The 22,791-nt window shown below is 57.7% G+C and carries 17 protein-coding genes; 11 read left to right on the top strand and 6 right to left on the bottom strand.

Annotated features, from left to right (window positions below):
- Positions 1–399 precede the first annotated feature (399 nt).
- Entirely contained in the window at positions 400–822 is a 423-nt protein-coding gene (locus tag FXO11_RS06065) for a CBS domain-containing protein (RefSeq protein ID WP_148862155.1), read from the top strand.
- Positions 823–966: 144 nt separating this feature from the next.
- Here the strand turns inward: FXO11_RS06065 and FXO11_RS06060 are convergent, their stop codons facing one another.
- Positions 967–1,467, bottom strand: a complete 501-nt coding sequence (locus FXO11_RS06060) for a hemerythrin domain-containing protein (RefSeq protein WP_148862154.1) — start codon at positions 1,465–1,467, stop codon at positions 967–969.
- A 502-nt stretch (positions 1,468–1,969) separates the two neighbouring features.
- On the opposite strand from FXO11_RS06060, the gene FXO11_RS06055 reads away from it, so the two are divergent.
- The 6 genes from FXO11_RS06055 (at position 1,970) to FXO11_RS06030 (ending at position 9,108) form a co-directional block, all read left to right on the top strand.
- On the top strand, positions 1,970–3,250 hold the full coding sequence (locus FXO11_RS06055; RefSeq protein WP_148862153.1) for an O-acetylhomoserine aminocarboxypropyltransferase/cysteine synthase family protein: 1,281 nt from the start codon (positions 1,970–1,972) through the stop codon (positions 3,248–3,250).
- A 316-nt stretch (positions 3,251–3,566) separates the two neighbouring features.
- Positions 3,567–4,532, top strand: coding sequence for a calcium/sodium antiporter (locus FXO11_RS06050; protein WP_148862152.1), 966 nt, complete (start codon positions 3,567–3,569; stop codon positions 4,530–4,532).
- Between the two features lie 190 nt (positions 4,533–4,722).
- Positions 4,723–5,790 carry a GGDEF domain-containing protein gene (locus tag FXO11_RS06045; protein ID WP_148862151.1) on the top strand — a complete coding sequence of 356 codons (1,068 nt, stop codon included), beginning with the start codon at positions 4,723–4,725 and terminating at the stop codon, positions 5,788–5,790.
- Positions 5,791–6,067: 277 nt separating this feature from the next.
- Positions 6,068–7,747, top strand: coding sequence for a carbon starvation CstA family protein (locus tag FXO11_RS06040; protein WP_148862150.1), 1,680 nt, complete (start codon positions 6,068–6,070; stop codon positions 7,745–7,747).
- Between the two features lie 67 nt (positions 7,748–7,814).
- The gene (locus FXO11_RS06035; RefSeq protein ID WP_148862149.1) at positions 7,815–8,093 is read left to right on the top strand and encodes a cory-CC-star protein; all 279 of its coding nucleotides are present in this window, start codon (positions 7,815–7,817) and stop codon (positions 8,091–8,093) included.
- Positions 8,094–8,100: 7 nt separating this feature from the next.
- Positions 8,101–9,108, top strand: coding sequence for an ArsA family ATPase (locus FXO11_RS06030; protein ID WP_148862148.1), 1,008 nt, complete (start codon positions 8,101–8,103; stop codon positions 9,106–9,108).
- A gap of 31 nt (positions 9,109–9,139) precedes the next feature.
- Here FXO11_RS06030 and FXO11_RS06025 read toward each other — a convergent pair whose 3' ends face one another.
- The 3 genes from FXO11_RS06025 to FXO11_RS06015 all read right to left on the bottom strand — a co-directional run bounded on the left by FXO11_RS06025 (position 9,140) and on the right by FXO11_RS06015 (position 11,794).
- Entirely contained in the window at positions 9,140–9,517 is a 378-nt protein-coding gene (locus FXO11_RS06025) for a DUF488 domain-containing protein (RefSeq protein WP_227546055.1), read from the bottom strand.
- 89 nt (positions 9,518–9,606) lie between these two features.
- Positions 9,607–10,671 (bottom strand): endonuclease/exonuclease/phosphatase family protein, encoded by a 1,065-nt coding sequence (locus FXO11_RS06020; protein WP_148862146.1) that lies wholly within the window; start codon positions 10,669–10,671, stop codon positions 9,607–9,609.
- 58 nt (positions 10,672–10,729) lie between these two features.
- Positions 10,730–11,794 carry a Gfo/Idh/MocA family oxidoreductase gene (locus tag FXO11_RS06015; protein ID WP_148862145.1) on the bottom strand — a complete coding sequence of 355 codons (1,065 nt, stop codon included), beginning with the start codon at positions 11,792–11,794 and terminating at the stop codon, positions 10,730–10,732.
- 169 nt (positions 11,795–11,963) lie between these two features.
- Between FXO11_RS06015 and FXO11_RS06010 the strand changes: the two genes are divergently transcribed.
- Together FXO11_RS06010 and FXO11_RS06005 are read left to right on the top strand one after the other, a co-directional pair.
- Entirely contained in the window at positions 11,964–16,874 is a 4,911-nt protein-coding gene (locus FXO11_RS06010; protein ID WP_148862144.1) for an EAL domain-containing protein, read from the top strand.
- Positions 16,875–16,909: 35 nt separating this feature from the next.
- Complete coding sequence (locus FXO11_RS06005) at positions 16,910–18,028, top strand: AsmA family protein (RefSeq protein ID WP_148862143.1); 1,119 nt, start codon at positions 16,910–16,912, stop codon at positions 18,026–18,028.
- Positions 18,029–18,082: 54 nt separating this feature from the next.
- Here FXO11_RS06005 and ahpF read toward each other — a convergent pair whose 3' ends face one another.
- Both ahpF and ahpC read right to left on the bottom strand, forming a co-directional pair.
- A complete protein-coding gene (ahpF, locus tag FXO11_RS06000; protein WP_148862142.1) occupies positions 18,083–19,669 on the bottom strand; it encodes an alkyl hydroperoxide reductase subunit F in 1,587 nt (528 codons plus the stop codon).
- A 306-nt stretch (positions 19,670–19,975) separates the two neighbouring features.
- Positions 19,976–20,539 (bottom strand): alkyl hydroperoxide reductase subunit C, encoded by a 564-nt coding sequence (gene ahpC / locus FXO11_RS05995; RefSeq protein WP_148862141.1) that lies wholly within the window; start codon positions 20,537–20,539, stop codon positions 19,976–19,978.
- Between the two features lie 283 nt (positions 20,540–20,822).
- On the opposite strand from ahpC, the gene FXO11_RS05990 reads away from it, so the two are divergent.
- On the top strand, positions 20,823–21,740 hold the full coding sequence (locus tag FXO11_RS05990; protein ID WP_227546054.1) for a carbohydrate kinase family protein: 918 nt from the start codon (positions 20,823–20,825) through the stop codon (positions 21,738–21,740).
- Between the two features lie 566 nt (positions 21,741–22,306).
- Complete coding sequence (locus tag FXO11_RS05985; protein ID WP_148862140.1) at positions 22,307–22,510, top strand: fibronectin type III domain-containing protein; 204 nt, start codon at positions 22,307–22,309, stop codon at positions 22,508–22,510.
- The last annotated feature ends 281 nt before the right edge of the window (positions 22,511–22,791 follow it).

Genomic DNA, 22,791 nt, shown 5'->3' with positions numbered 1-22,791 from the left:
GGCTCTATCCGTCGTTCACGCCCTTACGGTGAATGGTAGGCTACTTTTGAACACAGGACTTAACATATAAACTAAAGCCAGCTTCGGCCAATCCACATTAACCCAGGTTAGGGGCGCCCCCAATAAGGTGAGCATAGCCTGCAAACTTTGCAAAACTGCTTGTAGTTTTTACCGACGCAAAATCTCTGCGGGATCAGCAAGCTAACGTATTAAACCACCCTCATCATCGCTATCGCCTTCCCCCTGATTCCAGGCCGCTTTGTGCCCAAAGCTGACAAAGGTTTCATGTATTCATAATTGGCCTGGTCTTCGCTTTATCTGTAGTGCAGTGCCTTTATTTTGGGGCGGTCTCCGTCCTTTAATCGGCCCATTCATGACAGAGCATGACGGAGTGTTGCTATGAACATCAGGGAAATCATGAATTCAGACGTACAACTGGTTACGCCATCCACCACCCTGAAGGATGCCGCAGCCCAAATGGCCCAGCGGGGCATTGGCTTCTTGCCGATTGGCGATGACAAGCTTGCCGGGTCCGTCACAGATCGGGATATCGTGCTTCGGGGCGTCGGCCAGGGTAAAGACGTCAGCACGACGACAGTAGCCGAGATCATGACTGACGATGTGCTCTACTCTTTTGAAGATACAGACGTCGAGGCCGTCGCTCAGAACATGGGCGAGAAGCAGGTTCGGCGTATGCCGGTGGTCGACGCAGACAAGCGGCTGGTGGGCGTTGTCAGCATTGGCGACATGGTGCCCCACCTTCAAGCCGATACGGCCAAGAACGTCTTCGCCGGCATCACGGCCCATAGCCAGGCCGCTTGATAACGTCATTCGCAGGGAACGCATGACGAGGCCCGCCAACCGGTCGGGCCTTTTTTATGCATGTTGTGAGCCGCATGTTGAGCTAGAGATTGTGCCACGGCTCGTCAAAAATCTACGACGCTAGTGCGCAAATACTTGAAAGCCTCAAAGCCGATGCTGGCGCATATCCGCCACGAGCTCCCGGCGGCGATCGTATAAACGCTGGCTGAAATCCTGGGTGCTCAGGGGCAGCAGCCCCGGAAACAGGGCCTCTTCCTCGTAGCTGGCATGCCGTACAAAATGCCGCTTGAGCGTTCTTACCTTGGCTCCGAACAGCAGATCGCCCGGCGCCTGGCCATCCAGCGTATCCAGAATAACCTTGAGCGCGTAGTGTTCGACGAGAGATTCGTCCAATTGAGCGCGCTGTTCGGCATTCGCCGCCGCACGCATGCCGGGGTAAAAGACTTCTTCCTTGAGGATCAGGTAAACCGTGAGTTGGTCGCAAATAGCCTGCAGCAGCCCGGTTAGGTCATGACTCTGCTGATGATGGGCCAGCTGCCCGAACAGCCGGCGGATATAACGGTGCTCGGCCTGCAGCTGGGTAATGGAATCCACCGGGGTGATGGCGTGTTCCCGTATCTGGCCTTGATCTGAGGCGTATACCATAAACACTCCCTACCACGACGAAAACTGACTTACCGGTTGGGCAGCAAGACACGAGCCAAGTTGCCTATCGAAGAACGAGCCGTTTCCTCCCGGAGCGGACTTCCCCCGCAGTGGTACCGCTCTTAGTAGCTGCTCTTGGTAGCTACCCCATTAGCTCCCCTATAAAAAACCCGGCCAAAGCCGGGTTGAGTCAGAACACACAGCCCCAAACCGGGCCGCGCAATCGGTCACTGCTTGAGTTTATAGGCCTCCGATATAAATCATGAGGTAAGCAAAGCCGGTAAATTTCTGTTTCGGATCGCTACGGACGATCATAGGCAATGACGCTTTGACCAGGAGCGGTCTATACTCAAGTTCCTTTTTTAACAACTGATTGGTTTTACCATCAGGTTTCAACAACAGCTCTACAACAAGCCAAAAAACAGGTTCTGTTGCAACAACAGATCCCTTTGCACACAAAAAAGACACACGACAAAAAGACATCAGGAATGGAAGCACAGCTATGAAACCGGAAACTCTGGCACTGCATGCAGGCTTCAAGGGCGACCCGACGACCCATGCCGCAACCACGCCGATCTACCAAACCACCTCCTACACCTTCGACGACACCCAGCACGGCGCCGATCTGTTCGATCTGAAGGTTGAAGGCAACATTTACACCCGGATCATGAATCCCACCAACGCCGTCCTCGAGGAACGCATGGCGAAGCTCGAAGGCGGCGTGGGTGCGCTGGCTGTGGCCTCGGGTATGGCCGCGATCACTTATGCCCTGCAAACGATTTGTCACGCCGGCCACAACATCGTCAGCACCAGCCAGCTCTACGGCGGCACCTACAATCTTTTCGCCCACTCCCTACCCAACCAGGGCATCGAATGCCGCTTCACGCAACACGATGATTTCGACGCGGTGGAACAGGCCATCGACGACAACACCCGGGCCCTGTTCTGCGAGTCCATCGGCAACCCCGCTGGCAACGTGGTGGACATCGAGCGTTGGGCGGAAATTGCCCATAGCCACGGCATTCCGCTGATTGTCGACAACACCGTGGCCACGCCGTTCCTATGTCGCCCGTTCGAGCATGGCGCGGATATCGTGATCCACTCGCTGACCAAGTATGCCGGTGGCCACGGCACGGCCGTAGCGGGCGTCATCGTAGACTCGGGCATCTTTGATTGGAAAGCCAATGCAGCCAAGTTCCCGATGCTCAACGAGCCGGACCCGTCGTATCACGGCGTGATCTACACCGAAGCGTTGGGCGAAGCCGCCTTTATCGGTCGTTGCCGCGTAGTGCCGCTGCGCAGTACCGGCGCCGCGCTTTCGCCGTTTAACGCCTTCCTGATCATGCAAGGACTTGAAACGCTCGCGCTACGCATGGAAAGGCACTGCGAAAATGCGGAGAAAGTAGCGAATTACCTGGAAAACCACGCCAAGGTTGAGTGGGTCAACTACGCGGCCCTGCAAAGCAGCCCCTACAACGAAACCTGCGAGAAAATCTGCGGCGGCAAGGCGTCGGGCATTCTGAGCTTTGGCATCCAGGGCGGTTTTGAAGCGGGCGCCCGTTTTATCGATGCACTCAAGCTGATCTACCGGCTGGTGAACATCGGCGACGCCAAGTCCCTGGCCTGCCACCCGGCCTCCACGACGCACCGGCAGCTCAACGCCGAGGAGCTCAAAAGCGCCGGCGTCAGCAAGGATCTTGTGCGCTTGTCCATCGGCATCGAGCATATTGAGGATATTCTCGAAGATATCGAGCAGGCACTGGACATCGCCTGCGGCCAGTAATTCAGAACAGCAAGCTGTCCAAGACCCCGCCAGCGTTGATCCGGCGGGGTCCGTCCCTCACTTACGCCTATGAGCGCCCGACCCTGATTGCTCTCCCACCGTGGCCGCCCTAATCGTCATGCGCCAGGGAGTCCTTGATGCGTCCCGCCTTGCGTCGATAGCGTTATGTATCTCGTACCCACCGATTCCGCGACTGCTACGGTGTATCTCAATGATACAAAACATCATGAATTTCTCCCCGTATATCGCTAAAGTCCCAGTCGGCACACGAGTGCCCCGTCTGGTTAATTTCGTCATTTCACAATGGAACTGGTTTATGACCCTTGCCTTTATCGCCGTGATTGCTGGGCTGGCGCTCCTGGTCTGGAGCGCCGATCGTTTTGTCGATGGCGCTACCGGCACGGCGCGGCATTTCGGGATGCCGCCGCTACTGATTGGCATGGTCGTGGTGGGCTTCGGCACGTCGGCACCGGAAATGGTGGTGTCCGCATTGGCGGCCTCTCAGGGCAACCCGGGTATCGCGCTGGGCAACGCCTACGGCTCCAACATCACCAATATCGCGCTGATTTTGGGCCTGACGGCCGTTATCGCTCCCATCGCCGTGCACTCACAGATTTTACGCAAGGAATTGCCGCTGCTGACTCTGGTGACGGTACTGGCCGCCTGGCAGCTCTGGGACGGTAACGTCACCCGCCTCGAAGCCATTGTTCTGCTCGTGGTGTTTGCAGGCGTCATGGGCTGGACGATTTTTCAGGGTATGCGCCAGAAAACCGATACCCTCGGCGGCGAAATGGAACAGGAGCTGGCCACCCACACCATGCCGCTCAATCGTGCCTTGCTCTGGTTAATTGCTGGCTTGGTGTTACTGGTCATCAGCTCCCGAATTTTGGTCTGGGGTGCCGTGGAGATCGCCAGCGCATTCGGCGTCAGCGATCTCGTCATCGGTCTGACGATCATTGCCATCGGTACGTCGTTACCGGAACTGGCTTCCTCGATCATCGCCACCCGCAAAGGCGAGCATGACCTGGCGCTTGGTAACGTATTAGGGTCCAACCTGTTTAACACGCTGGCGGTGGTGGGCATCGCCGGCATCATTCACCCGATGAGTGTGGGACCGGAGGTCTTCTGGCGAGACATCATGGTGATGTCGGCGCTGACACTGTCACTGTTCGTCATTGGCTATGGTTTTCGGGGCCAGGGACGGATCAACCGTTTCGAAGGCGCATTACTGATAACCGCCTACATCGCTTATACCGTCTACCTCGTGACAACCGCGTTCTAGACTGACAAGGCTGCACTCGACCTCTCATGCGAGTGCAGCCTTTCGGTATGACACGACACAATCGAATCAACAAACCGTCTCGGAATTTTTTTCAACAACTTATGACAATTTAAAGTATCGTATTCCTTGTTTTCGGGGCCGCTGTCCGATAGTTTTCACGCTGAAATATTAGGCGAATTAGTGATTGCCGATGGACAACACCCCTGAAACCCGGCACAAGCTTGCCCAGCCTCATCGCAAGGCGGTGCTGGTAGCCTTGCTTTGGTTAACCGCCGTTTGCGGTGTCCTCTTCGCTGTTCTCAATATCCTGAACGACAACATTCCGCTCGCAGCAGTAGAGCTGGGTATGGTGGCCTATTCCATCTTCCTGATGCTCAAGGTGCGCCACACCAAACATCTTCAGCGCTGGATCTGTGCGTTTTCCCTGCCTTTTTTCTCGACCATGATGTTCGCGATGTCCACGGATCGAACATCCATCACCGTTTTTGGCTGGGTACTCTTGGTTCCACTACTGTCCCACCTGCTGCATGGTCGCCGTGTGGGGCTCGCTATTGCCGTTGTCTTCATCGTGGGCGCCGGCTCCATTTTTCTGATGAAATACCACGACTCAGTGGAACTTATGCAGCCGGTCCCCATAACGAATATGGTGATCTTGACCCTGTGCCTACTGGTTTTCTCCAATGTCTATGAAGTCAGCCGAGAGCGCACCGCCCTTAAATTACTGCATTTGGCCCGCACCGATGTGCTGACCGGACTGGCCAACCGCGCGATGCTGCAAGAACGCTACGCGCAAGAGGAAGCGCGCGCCCGCCGGGAAAAGAGGCCGCTTGCGGTCATCGTGCTGGATTTGGACCATTTCAAGGACGTGAACGACCGCTACGGTCACGACGTGGGTGACGAAGCGCTGATCCACGTCGCGAACCTCCTGCGCCAGCGTTTGCGGGCCACCGATTTAGCCTGTCGCCTCGGCGGCGAGGAATTCGGCGCCCTACTTCCCTCGACCAGCAGCCACCACGCCCTCGCCCTTTGCGAAACATTACGCGCGACGCTTGAGGCCAATCCGCTCAGGCTGGGCGATATCACCATTCCATTGACCATGAGTCTCGGCACCGCTGAACTGGGCACGGATGGCCATAGCTTGCGCACGCTGGTGGCCCGGGCGGACCAGCGGCTATACGTGGCTAAAACCCGGGGGCGCAATCAGGTTGTCGGCCCGGAAGTCACAGATGTGGTAGAAGCGGTCACCACCGCCTCCTGACCGTAAGGCGAGTCCTGACCGTAAAGCGGACGGCTATCGCATCTTTACCGGTTGATCTATGCTCAGAAAGTCTATTGAAAATCAACGGCTGAGGGCCGACCATTGAACCTTCGTTACCCCCCCTGGAGAGCGGGGGGTAAGTCTATTGACGATTCCGGCATTCCAGGCCATCCATGGCGCACCACCGCCCAGGCCAGCTCCGGCAGAATCGTCAATGGACTTGTCAGGGTTCCATGAGTGAACCGGTCGCATAACCCATCAAAGCCAGGAACTTACGATGAGTGCCATATTGCTGCTTATATTGGGGCTGAGCGGGATGGCCCTGGGCTATTTTGTCTACTCCCGTTTTATCGCCAAAGTCATCTACAAAGTTGACGAAAATTTCCGCACGCCGGCCCACGAGTTTGAGGACGGTGTGGATTTCGTGCCCACCAACAAGTTCGTACTCTGGGGGCATCACTTTACCTCCGTGGCGGGAGCGGCGCCCATTGTCGGCCCGGCAATCGCCGTGATTTGGGGCTGGCTGCCGGCCTTCCTGTGGGTCACTATCGGCACCATCTTTTTCGCGGGCATCCATGATTTCGGGGCCATCTGGGCCAGTGTGCGCAACAAGGCCAAATCGATCGGCACCCTCACCGGCGAAGTGGTGGGTACCCGAGCCCGCTCGATCTTCAGCATCGTTATCTTCCTGGTGCTGTTGATGGTCAACGCGGTGTTTGGCGTCGTTATCGCCAAGTTGCTGATCAATAACCCGGGATCCGTGGTTCCCGTCTGGGGCGCCATCGCCGTCGCACTGGTTATCGGCCAGTTGATTTACCGGGCGAAGCTGAGCCTGCCGCTGGTTTCACTCATCGGCGTGGTTGCGCTGTACGTTCTGATCTACATGGGACCTTCGGTGCCGGTTTCCCTGCCGGAACAGGTCGGCGGCCTCTCCGACAACGCCGCCTGGATTTTGATTCTGTTCGGCTATGCCGCGGTCGCATCGCTGTTACCGGTCTGGGTACTGCTCCAGCCTCGGGACTACATCAACGGCCTGCAGCTGTTCGTCGGCCTGATCGCGCTTTATGCCGCAGTGCTGATTGGCAACCCCACGATTGTGGCCCCCATGATCAACCAGGATCTGCCGGCCGGCACGCCATCGATGATCCCGTTGCTGTTCGTGACCATCGCCTGCGGTGCAATCTCCGGCTTTCACGGCCTGGTATCCTCCGGCACGACGTCCAAGCAGCTACGCCGCGAACCGGACGCCCGCTTCGTCGGCTACTTCGGCGCCACCGGCGAAGGCGCACTGGCGTTGGCGGCCATCATTGCCGCTACCGCGGGTTTCGCCTCGCTGGCCGACTGGCAGGCGGTCTATACGTCGTTCGGTCAGGGGGGCGTGCTGGCGTTCGTCAATGGCGGCGCGACCATCCTCAGCCAGGGCACGGGGCTGAATGCGGAAGTGGCCGGCACCATGCTGACGGTCATGGCGGCGCTATTCGCCGGCACCACCATGGACACGGGCCTGCGTCTGCAGCGTTATATTTTCCAGGAATGGGGTGAAATCTATAACTTCAAATGGATGGCCAAACCCGTACCCGCCACGCTCCTGTCGGTAGGCACCTGCCTGCTGCTCGCCTTTGGCGCCGGCGGGGCGGACGGGTCCGGCGGACTGCTGATCTGGCCGCTGTTCGGCACCTCCAACCAGCTGTTAGCCGGGCTGACCCTTTTGGTTGTGACCGTCATGCTGGTCCGCCGCGGCGCACCGACGGTCTTCACCGTCGTGCCCCTGATCTTCCTGCTGGTGATGACACTGTATGCGCTGCTGATCCAACTCAAAGGCTTCTACACCAAGGGCGACTGGTTCTTGCTGACGTTGGACCTTGTGGTACTGGTAGCCGCGATACTGGTAACCCTGGAATGTATCGCCTCGCTACGGCGGCTCAAACGGGAAAGCGAAAGCGCTGACGCGTCCTGATGGTTAACCGGGGCACTAGGCGACGTTTAACGCAGCGGGCGTCGCCTCCACATACTCGGAGGTCGTTATGAAAGAGACCTTTTCGCAGCTGAAATACTGGTACCGGCGGGTGAGCGTCGCGGGCGCCGAATACTACAATGCGCCTTACAGAGCGGCCGTGGCCCGCGCCAAGCGGGACGAGGACGACCTGTTCATGCTGCTGGTGTTCGGCGAAATGATGGGCATCCCCAATCCGGCAAGCTGGTATACCCTGGAGCTTCAGCCTCTCCTACTGGAGCGCTTCCATGACTGGCACCAACGGATGGGGATGGAACGCTCGCCCTTGGATAATATGCGCTGCTGCTGAGGACTGAATGCTCGACATCCAGCGACTGATCGCCGAAAAACGCCTACTAATGGTGGGCGGCAAAGGAGGCGTCGGTAAGACCACGGTCGCCGCCGCCCTGGCCCTAGCCTCGGCGGATGCCGGGCGTCGGGTGCTGCTTATCTCCACGGACCCCGCCCATAGTCTGGCGGACGTCTTTGACCGGCCCATCGGCAATACGCCCACCATGCTCTGGCCCAACCTGATGGCGCTCGAGCTGGACCCCGACACTGAGGTAGACGCCTATCTGGAGCGGGTCTTCGCCCAAATGCGCCGTTACGTCGGGCCGGATCAGCTCCAGGAGCTGCAACGTCAGCTTCGGCTGAGCAGTCAGTCGCCGGGCGCTCAGGAGGCCGCACTGCTGGAACGCATTTCGCGGCTGATTGACGACAGCGAGAAAGACTACGACCTGCTCATTTTCGATACCGCCCCGACCGGTCATACTTTGCGGCTGTTAAGTCTCCCCGAAATCATGGCAGCCTGGACCGATGGTCTGCTCAAGCACAATAAGCGCTCTGAAAAGCTAGGTAAGGCTCTCGCCCATCTCACGCCGGGGCGCAGCATCGACAATCCGATGAGCAACCCCGAAGAGCATGCCTTAGAGGGCATGGATCAACGCAGCCGCGAACTCACCGAAACCCTGCTGGCTCGCCAGCGTCTGTTCCAGCGGACACGGCGCGTGCTCAACGATGCCGATTGCACGGCTTTCCTGTTCGTGCTCACGCCCGAGCGCCTGCCCATTCTGGAGACGGAACGAGCGGTAAATTCGCTGAGGAGCGCGTCGGTACCCGTGGCAGGCGCCATTATCAATCGCCTGCTGCCAGAAACTGACGACAGCGACTTCTGGACCCATCGCCGCGAACGCCAGCAGCGACAGTTGGACGGCATCACGCAGCGCCTGGGCGATATTCCGCTGCTGCGCCTGCCGTTGTTCGAAGACGATATTCAAGGGCTGGATCAGTTGCAGGTTTTCTCTCGGCAACTGATTCAGAGTTAGGGAGCCTCTGATTAACTCCTGGGCCGCAGCCCTACTTCCCCCGCAGCATGTTGAGGTACTGTTTCAACACCACCGCGTTATTGTGCTCGGTATTGGCGGCACTGAAGACCAGCGTCACGGTACGTTCCCGTGACTCTTTAGCGATTTTGCGCAGGGTGTCGCGATAGGGTTTGAGTTCGCTCATGTAAGTTTTGCGGAATTCACCCCAAGTCATCTCTCCGGCGTGAAAGGCCTTCCGCAGCTCACTGGAAGGCGCAATCTCCTTGAGCCATTCCTTGATATCCAGCTTTTCCTTGGAAACGCCTCGCGGCCAGATGCCATCTACAAGGATGCGTTCGCCATCTCGGCTCGATGCGGGTTCGTAGGCACGTTTGAGTGAAATCGCCATTGTTAGTGCACTGTTTGCCATCAATGATCGGATATCAGGTCCGAATGAGCCCCGGCGGCGCTTCCGAACCTGCCTTCACCTCTTATATAACCTGAATACCCCGGCCCCGATCAAGTCTCCTGATCGCGGGAGCGCGCCTCTTCAATCGCCTCCTCGGCCTCTTCCCACTCGTCTGCATCCGCTTCCGGATTCTCGTGTTCGTCGGCGCGGCTGGGACGAAAACAGAGCGTGACGAGAATGGGGAAATGATCCGAACCGAAAGCCTCCAGCCGGCGCATGTTCTTGAGAGTAAACTCCTCGCTGACAAAGACATGGTCCAATGGCCACCGCATCAAGCGGTAATTGGCGTGAAAGGTACTGAACATACCGCGGCCACGGCGGGGGTCTAGCATGCCACTGACCCGGCAGAAGGTGCGCGTCGTGCGCGACCAGGCCACATCGTTCAGATCGCCGACAACCAAGGTGGGGTCGCCGTCCCGGTGGATCTGCTTGCCCACCAACAGCAACTCCGCGTCGCGCCAGAGCGACTCTTCGCTCTCGCTGGGCGCTGGCGGCCGAGGATGTAAGGCGTGCAGCCTCACACGAGAATTATTCGCCAGCCGCAACCACGTGTGGATCGACGGTATGTCGTCCTGGATCAGCCATTCCACCTCGGTCTCCTCCAACTTCAGCCGAGAGTAGAGGTGCATGCCATAAAGATTATCCAAAGGAATCCGCACGGCGTGGGGATAATCGCTGGCAATGGCCGAGTCCAGCTCGTTTTCCCACCAGTGATCGCTTTCCAGGGTCAGCACCACATCCGGCTGGCATTCCCGGATCTGCCGCATCAGGCCCTCTGATTTACGGTTGGGCATGAGCACATTGGCGATCAGCAGGCTAATGCAGCGTTCTTCGTTTCCACCCTCGGCGTCCTTGACCTGTTTCGGCCAGAGTCGCGTGTAGGGAGCGATACGATAGGACTGCCAGCCCAGCACGGCGCCACTGACGATCGCCGTCAGCCAGTGATAGGGCGCCGAGGCTAACGGCGACAGCGCGAGAATAATCAAGGCAAGAGCCGCGATTTGCAGACGTGGAAAATCGCAGGCCCGTATCCACCAATCGTAAAACGGCAGACGCGCCAATACGGTGAGAGCAGCAACAATTAGCGCGGCAGCGAAAAGAATAAGACTTAGCAATCCAGACTCCAGTCAACCACGGCCTGTCAGACACAAGAACATCCGGCGTGAGTTTACGCTACTTCGAGAGTTCAATCACCCGGCGTTCTGCCGATGCATGCTGTGCCGCCGCAACAATCTCAAGGCCAGCGACGGCATCCAATGGATCGACCGGGGGCGCGTGGCCCTCGATCAACGCAGCGGCGACGGCCTCATAGAACTGCAGATAATCGCCTGGGTCGTTTTGAATCGCGCGTTCCTCACTTCCCGCTGACAGATAGCCTTGGCCATCCTGAATGGCATCCAGCCAACTGTTCTGACCAGGCCGCACACCGTCTCGCAGAGCGCTCTCCTGGCCGTCTAAACCAAAACTGGTGTAGGCCGCGCGACTGCCGAGTACGCGCATGCGTGGGCCGCACTGGGCCGCAACGCTGCTCATCCATAGGTGCGAACGTACGCCATTGCGATGCGTCAGGGCCACGAAAGAGTCATCGTCCACCTCGGCATCGGGATAGCGACGATCCAGTTCCGCATAGACCGACTTGACCGGCCCGAACAGGACCAGCGCCTGATCGATCAGATGGGCGCCCAAGTCATAGAGCACGCCGCCGGCCTCTTCCGGGGCACCCGACCGGCGCCAGCCGGGCTTGGGCTCCGGACGCCAGCGCTCAAAACGGGATTCGAAACGGCGCACCTCGCCTAGCGCACCCTCGGCTATCAACTGCTGCAGGGTAAGAAAATCGCTGTCCCAACGGCGGTTCTGAAACACCGTCAGAAACAGCCCCAAGCGCTCGGCCTCCTCGGCCAGCTCCCGCGCATCGTCGGCGTGGGCGGCCAATGGTTTGTCGACCACCACCCCAAGGCCGGCTTGCAGAGCCGCCATGGCCAAAGGTTTATGGGTTCGGTTAGGCGAGGCGATAACGACCAGGTCCAGCGTGTCCGCGTGATGCCACAGCTGGCCGGCGGTGTCGTAGACGGTCACCTCCGGATAGGCTTGCCGGACTTCCCCGGCACGCTCGGGACTGGACGTGACGACGGCCGCCAGGCGCATCCCGTTAGCTGCATCAATTAGCGGCGCGTGAAACACGGATCCGGCGAGCCCGAATCCGATAACGCCTACCCTGACTTCTGTTCTTCGAGACATCGATCATTATCCTTGCATTCGTCGCGGGCTCTCCGAATACGCCCTGGATATCACCCCGGTGTCGAATTTACACCATACCTTCGGTAGCGTTTCAGCTATCCTTACGGCCACCGATGCATCAGTCTCGCATACGCCTCTCAACATAGCCTAATGCGAGTATGCCTCAGAAATGGCAACATCGACATTGCTGGTAACCCGCGCCGTCCAGACCACGGCCGATCCGGGGGTCAGCATGCTCGACAACTCGGGGATACTCCGGGCACACCCCTTTCAACAGGGACAGCTCCCAACCTTGGGCCACATTATGGATGATCGCGAACAGAACCGAGAGCGCCAGCAAGTCACAGTCCGCACCTTGTCGCCCTCCGGCGTTCCCCTTGTCGCCATCGGCGCCTCGGCCGGCGGGCTGGAACCGCTACAAGCCTTTTTCTCCAACTGCCCAAGCGGCACCGGCCTGGCTTTTGTGGTCTTACAGCATCTGCCGTCCAGTGGCGACAGCGCGCTGGCCGATATCCTGGCCAAGTCGACCAGCATGCCGGTGGAGCCTATAACCGATGACATGACCATCCGCCCGGATCGGGTCTATGTCTTACAGCCAAACACGTGTCTGGAGCTGGAAGGATCGAAATTCAGAATGCGTTCCTTGGAGGGAAAGCACCCTAACCTGCTCATCGACGAGTTCTTCCTTTCGCTGGCCCATAATTGCGGCGAGCAGGCTTATGCAGTGGTTCTGTCCGGCACGGGAACGGACGGCTCCGAGGGCGTCAAGGCGATTCGGGAAGCCGGGGGCCTGGTCATTGCCCAGAACCCGGAGCAGGCCCAGTTCAACGGCATGCCGACGGCCGCGATTCATACCGGCGCCACGGATGCAACCGTCAACGCCGAAGATATGCCGGAGTACATCCTCGATTTCCTTGCGGGCCAATCCCGCTTTGCCAGCGAACGCGACGGTCGGTCCGACGTCCCTGCGCCCGAAACCGTCAGGAAGATTATCGAACTGATTTCCCACAACAGCCCCAACGACTTTACCCGCTACAAGGAAAAGACGCTCGCGCGTCGAATTTTCCGCCGCATGGGGCTAAGCCATGCCGAGGACGAGCAGGCGTACTTGGCGTATCTGGACCAATCCGAGGAAGAACGCGGCCGGCTCTACCGGGACCTGCTGATTTCCGTCACCAGCTTCTTCCGCGACAGCGACAGTATGCAGTTCCTCGACGAACAGGTTCTGGCGTCGCTGGTGGCCAATGCCGAGCCGGGCCAGTCCATCCGTGTTTGGGTCCCGGGATGCGCCACCGGCGAAGAGGCCTACAGCTTGGCGATTATGCTCCATGAGCAAATGCGGATTGTCGGCAAGCGCCCAACCATCCAGATTTTCGCAACGGATATCGATGAAGATGCGCTGAATATTGCGCGCAATGGACTCTACCCGGACAGCATCACGAGCAACCTATCCTGGGAGCTGCTGCAACGCTATTTCCACCGTGAGGACGACTACTATCGCGTCAGCAAGAAAATCCGCGAAGAGATCGTGTTTGCCTACCAGAACGTGATTACCGGCGCTCCGTTTTCCCAGCTGGACCTGGTTACCTGCCGCAACTTGCTGATCTACCTGAAACTGGACGTGCAGACTCAGTTAATGGGGCTTTTCCACTTTGCCTTGAAGGACAACGGCATCCTGTTCCTCGGTTCATCCGAGACTATCGGCCGCAAGGAAGACCTGTTTCGGTCCGTCGACCGTCGTCACCGCATCTACCAGCGCAAGCCGAAAGACCGGCAACCGATTAATCTGCCGTTTATCGAGGGGCAAACGCCCAGCCTCGCCAGAAACACGGCGCCTCCGGGACGTTCGCAGCCACTCCCTGACCGCAGACGGTCTCATAGCGTGCGGATTGGGGAGCGGGTCAGGCAACACTTGCTGGGCAAGTATGCGCCACCGGCGGTGCTGGTTAACAAAGAAGGCGAAACCCTCTATTTTATCGGCGACACGACAGATTTTCTCAAGCATCCGTCCGGCGAACCGAGCCACCGGTTGTTCGATCTGGCGCGCGATACGATAAAAAGCAAGCTCCGGGGGTTATTCCGTCAAGCGCTCAAGGACGGCGAGCGCGTCGAGTCGGCGCCTTTCCGCGCCTCGACGGAGACGCCGGAAAATCCGCTGGTGCTGGCTTTCACCCCGCTGCAGGTCAACGACGGCGTTCACTATCTCATCACCTTCGAAACGCAACGCGCTTTCGAGGACAAACCACGAGTTCAGCCGGAAGTTGCTGCCTCCACCGGTGGCGACAGCGACCCGGCACTGGTGGAGCATCTGGAAGAGGAACTCCAGGCCGTTCGGTCCGAACTGCAAAGCACGATTGACGACCTCGAAGCCTCCAACCAGGACCTCACGGTGTCTCACGAAGAAGCGGTCTCCATGAACGAGGAGCTGCAGAGCACCAACGAGGAGTTGGAAACCTCGAAAGAGGAGCTCCAGTCGCTGAACGAGGAAATGTCCACGGTCAACAACGAGCTGAAGACCAAAGTGGACCAACTCGACCAGGCCTACAACGATCTGGATAACCTGCTGCGAAGCATTACCTCGGCCACGCTTTTCATCGATACGTCATTTCGGATTCGCTTATTCACACCGAACTGCCGAGACCTCTTCAATCTGGTGGATACCGATATCGGGCGGCCTTTGGGGGAGATCAAGTTCAAGGTGGCCGACGAGCACCTGCTTACGGACGCGGCGTCGCTACTGGAGACCCTGGGCACACTCGAAAGCGAAGTACAGTCGGAGAACGGCACCTGGCACTTGCGCCGGATCGCGCCCTACCGCACCAGCGGAGATAAGGTTGACGGTGTCGTTATTACCTATACCGATATCACACGGCTGAAGATGACCCAGGCCCTGGAACAACAGGTGGAAGACAGCTCCCGCGAAGCGCATACCCACCGTCGCGAACAGGAACAGGCAAGCCGGGAGCGCGATGTTTTCTTCGAACTTTCGGCCGTGCCTTTCTTCGTCATGGCCGAAGGCGACTATTTCTACCGCCTGAATCCGGCCTGGAACCGCCTGTTCGGCTGGAGCCTCGACGAACTTTATGAGCATCCCTATCTGGACTTTATTCATCCGAAAGACCGGGAGAAGTTCAAGGCGGCTCTAAAAAGCGTGAGAAAAGCCCGCGAAGGCGTCAAGGCCAGCGTCCGTTTTCGCGCCAGGGACGGTAGCCACAACTGGCTGGAGTGGGATATCCAGAGCGGCGGAAAGCAGATGCTGCTCGGGGTCGTGCGCGACATATCCGAGCGTGTGCACTCGGCCGATGCCGTGCAGCGTGCCCAGGAGGAGCTGGAAAAACAGATCCTTCAGCGAACCCAGCAACTGCAAGCGGAGAAAGAACTGGCCCACGTGACCCTAATGTCCATCGGCGAGGCCATCATAACCACCGACACCAAAGGCCGGGTGACCAGCATTAATCCTGTGGCCGAGCGCCTCACCGGCCGTCTCGCCGGGGAGGCGATGAACCGCAGGATCGAAGACGTGCTGGAGCTTCGCAGCGACGAGACCGGCGACCCCATCGACAACCCGGTCTCCACGGCCCTTGGAGAGAACAGGACCGTCGCCGTGCCCGAGCCGGCCATGCTGGTCCGCAAAGACGGCGCGAGCGTCCACGTGGATGCCTCCGTGTCGCCGGTTTACAACGACAGCGGCAAGCTGTTGGGCGCGGTCGCGGTGTTCTTCGACGTCAGCTATGCCCGGGAACTGACTAAGCGGGTACGCCACCGGGCGAGCCACGACGATCTGACCGGACTGGTCAATCGCAGCGAGTTCGAGAGTCGTCTGGCGACGGTGGTTACCAGCGCGCGGGAGGAAGGCAAGATCCACGCCCTGCTGTTCATGGATCTCGACCGGTTCAAGATCGTTAACGACACCTGCGGTCATTTGGCCGGCGATGAGCTATTGCGGCAGATCACCGGTGAGATGCAGCTGCACGTTCGCCAGCGCGACACCCTTGCCCGCATGGGCGGCGATGAATTTGCGCTGATATTGGAGAACTGCAACTCAGAGCAGGCCTTCCGTATTGCGGACGATATGCTGGCTTTCATGCGCAATTTCCGTTTCACCTGGGAAGATAAAACCTTCCAGGTCGGCATGAGCATCGGCATTGCCTTGATCGACGAACACGCCGCCTCTGTGCGCCAGGTAGTGCACAACGCCGACAGCGCCTGCTACGTCGCCAAGGACACTGGCCGGGACAGGATCTACGTCTACAATCAGGACAACGAAGACGACCTGCATCACCGAACCTATATGTATTGGGTGACGCGTGTCTCCCAGGCGCTGGAGGACGATAAAATCGAGCTGGTGGCCCAACCTATTGTGGCTATGACGGACGGGCGAACCCGGGGTAAACATTTCGAAGTACTGGCCAGGCTCAAGGGCGACGACGGAGAGACGATCCCGCCCGCTGAGTTCATTACTGCGGCCGAGCGCTATAACCTGATGCCGCGCCTGGATCGTTACGTGGTTGGCAAGGTTTTCAGCTGGCTGTCGGAAAACCCGGGCCTGACAGACGCGCTGGATATCTGCTCTATCAACCTGTCCGTGAGCACCCTTGGCGATGATCGGTTCCCTGACTACCTAATGGAGCTCGTCAATAAGCACAAGGTGCCCAGCCACAAGATCTGCTTCGAAATCACGGAGACCATGGCCATTCGCAACCTGGAAAAAACCATCGAGCTGGCCAACGAGTTCAAGCGACAGGGTTTCCTGTTTTCGCTGGACGATTTCGGCAGCGGCTTCGCCTCTTACCACTACCTGCGCCGGTTGCCGGTAGACTTCCTCAAGATCGACGGCGAGTTCGTGCGCAAGATTATCGACGACCCCATGGACGAAGCGATGGTCCGTTCGATGAACGAGATCGGCCATATCATGGGCAAGAAGACCATTGCCGAGTTTGTCGAAACCCAGGCGGTTTTCGACAAACTGAAGGAAATCGGTGTCGACTACGTTCAGGGCTTCGCCATCGGCAGGCCCGATGAACTGGCCACCGACCAGACCGATAGCAGCAACGGTGCTAAGCTAGGCTACCGCGTCTAATAAGTAGGTTAACCGCCTAAACAGGTTCAAAACCTATGCGACACCGTAAACGGAAAGTACTCTGGGTATTGCTCGCGTTCGCCATTGTTCTTATCGCCATGCGAGCTGCACTGCCGGAAGTACTACAGCGCTACGTTAACCGCACTCTGGACAGCGCCGAGGGCTATAGCGGTCAGGTTGGCGATATCGATCTTGCGCTATGGCGCGGCGCCTATGTCATTAATAACGTTGAGATCGATAAAGCCACCGGCGAAGTATTTGCCCCGTTGTTCAGCGCACGTAAAGTAGACCTGTCCCTGCTGACCTCCGCCCTGCTCCGCGGCAAGCTGGTGGGGGAGCTGGCCTTTCATCAGCCGTTACTCAATATCGTTGTCGAAGACAGCGCATCGTCGGAGGGCGTTCAACAGACCGGGGAGCAGGCGGACTGGCGTCAAGTGGTGCGGGATTTGTTTCCGCTTCGGCTTGATCGTGTCGAAATCCACGACGGCGAGTTCCATTTTCGCAAGCCCGATGCCTCACCGCCGGTCGATGCCTACCTGACCCAGATCGAAGGTACCTTAACCAATCTCACCAATAGCCGGGAGCTCTCCGATTCTTTAGCGGCAAACCTGGAGCTCCAAGCCAAGGCCATGCAAAAAGGCGAGCTGACGATCAGCATGCAGATGGATCCCTATCGGGAACAGGCCCATTTCAACTTCAATGGCAAATTGGTGAACCTGGAAATGGACGCCATCGACCAGTTGGTGATGGCCTATACCCCGATCGACATCGAGGCCGGCAGTTTGGATTTGGTAACGGAACTGGCGGCTAAAGACGGTCGGATTACCGGCTACGTCAAACCCCTGCTGCGCGACATCGACGTGTTCGACTGGCGTAAAGACGTGAAAGAACAGGGCGACAACCTGTTTCAAGCTGCTTGGGAGGGGCTGGTAGGAGGCATTGCCGAGCTGCTGGAAAATCAGCCCAGGGACCAGTTCGCGACACGCATTCCTATCGACGGGCAAATTGAATCACCGGATACCGGAACATTGAGCGCCGTGCTTAATATCTTGCGCAACGCGTTTATCAGCGCTTTCGAAGCGAATCTTGAGGGCAGCGTCAATCCATCGGACGTGGAACAGAACGGCGATCAGCCAGAGGAGCCGCAGGAATAAAAAAGCCCACCACCCGCAAACCGGATGGTGGGTTTGCTGTCCGCTAGGCCCGTCTTAAGCCGCTTCTTCTTCGTCCTCAGGGACGGAGTTGCGGATGAGGAAGTCGAAGGCGCTGAGAGCCGCCTTGGAGCCTTCGCCCATGGAAATGACGATCTGCTTGTACGGTACGGTTGTCGCATCGCCTGCGGCAAACACACCCGGAATTGACGTCTCCGCGCGATCGTTGACGATGATTTCACCGTGCTGGCTCAGCTCGATATCGCCCTTGAGCCACTCGGTATTCGGCATCAGACCGATCTGTACGAAGACACCCTCCAGAGAAATGTGGTGCTCCTCGCTGGTGTTGCGATCCTTGTAGTTTAGGCCATTTACCTTGCCGCCCTCGCCGGTGATTTCAGTGGTCTGGCCCGACGTAATGATTTCCACGTTTTTCAGACTACGCAGCTTCTTCTGCAGCACGTCGTCCGCTCGCATCTCGGCGCCAAACTCAATCAGGGTGACGTGACCAACGATACCGGCCAGGTCGATAGCCGCTTCGACACCCGAGTTACCGCCACCGATCACCGCCACGCGCTTACCCTTAAACAGCGGGCCGTCACAGTGCGGGCAGTAGGCCACGCCCTTGTTACGGTACTCTTCCTCGCCCGGCACGCCCATCTGGCGCCAGCGCGCACCGGTGGACAGAATTAGGCTGCGCGCATGCAGGGACGCGCCATTGCTCAAGCGCACCTCATGCAACCCGCCCTTTCGAGCCGCCGGGATCAGCTTCTCCGCGCGCTGCATGTTCATGATATCGACGTCGTATTCCTTGACATGCTGTTCCATGGCGGCCACCAGCTTCGGGCCTTCGGTGTACGTCACGGAGATCAGGTTCTCGATGCCCATGGTGTCCGCCACCTGGCCACCGAAGCGCTCTGCGGCAATACCTGTCGAGATGCCCTTGCGCGCAGCATAGATGGCGGCAGAGGAGCCCGCCGGGCCGCCACCGATCACCAGCACTTCGAAAGGATCCTTCTGGTTAATCTTCTCGGCTTCTTTCTCGTCGGATTTGGTATCCAGCCTGGAGACGATCTCTTCCAGCGTCATGCGGCCCTGGCCCCAGGATTCGCCGTTGAGGTAAACGCTCGGCACGGCCATCACTTCACGCTGCTCGACTTCGTCCTGGAACAGCGCACCGTCGATAGCCGTGTGCTTGATCTTCGGGTTTAGCACGCTCATCAGGTTAAACGCCTGCACGACGTCCGGACAGTTCTGGCAGGAGAGGGAGAAATAAGTCTCGAATTCAAACTCGCCATCCAGGTCCTTAACCTGTTCGATGACCTCCTGAGAGGCCTTGGATGGATGACCGCCAACTTGTAACAAGGCCAGAACCAGCGAGGTAAACTCGTGGCCCATGGGAATACCGGCAAAACGAACGCCAATATCGGAACCGATACGGTTAATGGCAAAAGACGGCCGGCGAACATCCTGCGATTCTTCGGTGCGCAGGCTGATCTTCGAGGACATCGGCTCGATTTCTTCCAGCAACTGTCTGAGCTCCTGGGACTTCTTGCCATCGTCATACGCCGCAACCAGCTCGATCGGCTGCTGCAGCTTATCCATATAGGCTTCCAATTGCGCTTTGATATTGGCATCCAACATGTCTTTTTTCCCCTTGCGTAACGCGAAACTGAGTGACTTAAAAACCGAGTGGTTTGACGAATAAGTTATAAGCAAAGATAAGGATGAACCCGCCAAGGCTCAAATTAATTAGACTTAAACGTTTAATAGCCACTTGCTATACAAGCCAATCGACTTAATCCGAGGTTCTTAGGCATTCCAAAATACGAGAGGCATTCCACATATGCCGGGTATCCCCTTAGCAGGATGTCCCTCATCCCAGGATGCCCACATACGCGAAAGGCCCGCAGAGCGGGCCTTTCTTTCAGCTTCACCTTATGGGGAAGCTTAGATCTTGCCGACCAGGTCCAGAGACGGAGACAGGGTCTCTTCGCCTTCTTTCCACTTGGCAGGGCAAACTTCGCCCGGATGGTTACGCACGTACTGAGCGGCCTTAACCTTGCGCAGCAGATCTTCCGCGTCACGGCCAATGCCTTCAGCGGTGATTTCCATCGCCTGGATAACGCCGTCCGGATCGATCAGGAAGGTCGCGCGGTCCGCCAGACCTTGGCCTTCACGCATGACACCGAAGTTATTGGTGACGGTGCCGGTCTGATCGCCAACCATGTAGTACTGGATCTTGCCGATGGTTTCGGAGCTATCGTGCCACGCTTTGTGAGTGAAGTGAGTGTCGGTAGACACTGAGAACACTTCTACGCCCAGCTTCTGCAGCTCTTCGTATTTGTCGGCGACGTCGCCCAGCTCAGTGGGGCAAACGAAGGTAAAGTCGGCCGGATAGAAGAAAAAGACCGCCCACTGGCCCTTAACGTCGGCGTCGGAAATTTCGACGAACTCGCCCGCTTTGAATGCGGTTGCTTTGAACGGTTTGATCTCGCTATTGATCACGCCCATTTACACTTTCTCCTAAAAAGTTGTCTGGAGCCGCTAAGATAACCACAACTCCCCAGCGGATAAAATTGATTATACTTAAATGACCTATAGAGCCGCTCTATATAACGAAAGGAACAGCTTCTTTTACAGCCAGTTACGGAAATTATTGATTGCCCGGAAAATCCAAAACCCTGGCATAAATCACGCTTTCTCACCCCCTAACCCGCTTTTCGCGGCTTAGCACGCCGGAGGATTCAGCTTCGACTCTACTGCCGTAAGATTTCAGTTTTTGGAAGGGCGCCCTATGACCATGCCAATAACCGTGATCGGCGGCGCATCCGTCGATACGATCATCCAGCTCGACGAATTTCCCTCCCCTGCACCCCAGACGATCTGGCCTCGGGCGGGCTATCGCAGTCTCGGTAGCACCGGAGCGGGTAAAACCGTCAACTTGGCGGCGCTGGATATTCCGGTGACGCTGCACACATTACTGGGTCGCGACGCGGAAGGCCAGTTCATCCGCGACGCCCTGAAGCATCCAAACATTACCCTTCTGGTCGAAGAAACTGAAGCCGGCACGGAACAGCACGTCAATCTGATGAATACTGACGGCGACCGCATCTCGCTTTTCGTCACGCCCCCGGCGATGCCCGACAAGATCGACTGGTGCGACGTCGAGATCGCTCTAAGCCAGTGCCACCTGGCTGTGGTGAACATTCTCGCCTACGCTCGACCGGCGCTGGAGATGGCCCGCGCGGCGGGCAAGCCCATCTGGACCGACCTCCACGACTACGATGGCCGAAACCCTTACCATCAGCCTTTCATCGACGCCGCTAACGTGATTTTCCTATCCAGCGACAAGTTGCCGGACTACCGGGCATTCATGACTCAGCAGATTGAACGCGGCAAAGCGCTGGTGGTATGCACCCATGGCCGTCACGGCGCCACCCTGCTCGACAGCAGCGGCCATTGGCTTGAGCAGCCGGTTTACCCGATTGAGCACATCGAAGATACCAACGGTGCCGGCGACGCATTCTTCAGCGGCTTCCTTTATGGGTACATCAATCAGCAGCCTCTCCAAACCTGCATGCAGCTGGGCGCAGCCTGCGGGGCTCTCTGCGTGGAGGACCGAACATTGGTCGCGCCGGGTCTGGACCGAAAGCGCCTGCATGCCATGCTGGCGACAATCCCCCAACCTGCGGCAACTAAAATTAATTTGTAGCAATTTCCTGATGCGCTATAGCGGACAATAAATAGCCAACTTCGCCACGCGTGGCTTAAGCCCTACCTTGCGGCCAACCTGAGCAGCCGGACATCTAAATTTTTACCGACGGCCGGTCAAAAATTTCTTAATGGTAATGTTGTTGTGCTTTTCTTTGGGCTTATAAAATGGACACTTGTTCAGGGTTTCTTGCTCCGCATAATAGCCGCGGTTGTAACCGAGGGTGAGAGTCAGGTCTCGTTGTACCTCTAATATAAAAGAAGTCCACGCCAGTGGACTCAGAAGATACGACAAGGCATATCATGAAACACAAAAAACCTTCAGCGGCGCGACGCGCCTTGCTGTTTACAGTAGCCCTTTGCTCAGCACAAATCGCAGTTTTGAACGCCCCCACCGCCCAGGCCGATTCCCGGTCTTACTCCCGCAGCCAAACGACCGATTCCGTCAGCAGACGCGAGGCAAGCGCTAACGTCCAGCGTAGCCGTAGTACGTCAACGCGGCGGGCGCAATTCACCCAACTGCAATGGAACGCACCGGCCACCCGTGCCGATGGATCCAAGTTGTACATGGGCGATATAGAAGGCTACCGGATCTACTACAAGCTCCGGGACCAGAGACGCTACAGCACCATCACGGTCCACAGCGCGAGCGACACCAGCTTTTCGCTGTCGGGATTCCGGCCTGGCACTTATGAGTTCTCTATCTCCACGGTCGACACCGAGGGGCTCGAGAGCCGGCCATCCAGAGCCTTAACGGTGAGCATTAACTAATGAGGCCCTATTACTCCGCATGGACGCGGAGCTTTACGCTATCTGAGAACGCCCAGAAGCCATTCAAACCATTTTCCTGCATAGCAATGCCATCGAGTAAACCGGACCAACACCAACTCTATTGTTCGTGATTCTACGAATTGAATTTACTCCAATAATGCATTAGCAATTTATTGCTTTATTTATGCTCGCTTCACGCCAATACAAGTCTGATTTACCCTGACCGATACAAGTCTGATTTATCCTGAATAGGTGTTTCCTGGTATTCATAAGAAAGCTCG

The organism is Marinobacter fonticola (assembly GCF_008122265.1).
Classification (GTDB): Bacteria; Pseudomonadota; Gammaproteobacteria; order Pseudomonadales; family Oleiphilaceae; genus Marinobacter_A; species Marinobacter_A fonticola.
Note: the sequence above shows the minus strand (reverse complement) of the source record. Positions and strands in the feature narration are given on the sequence as shown.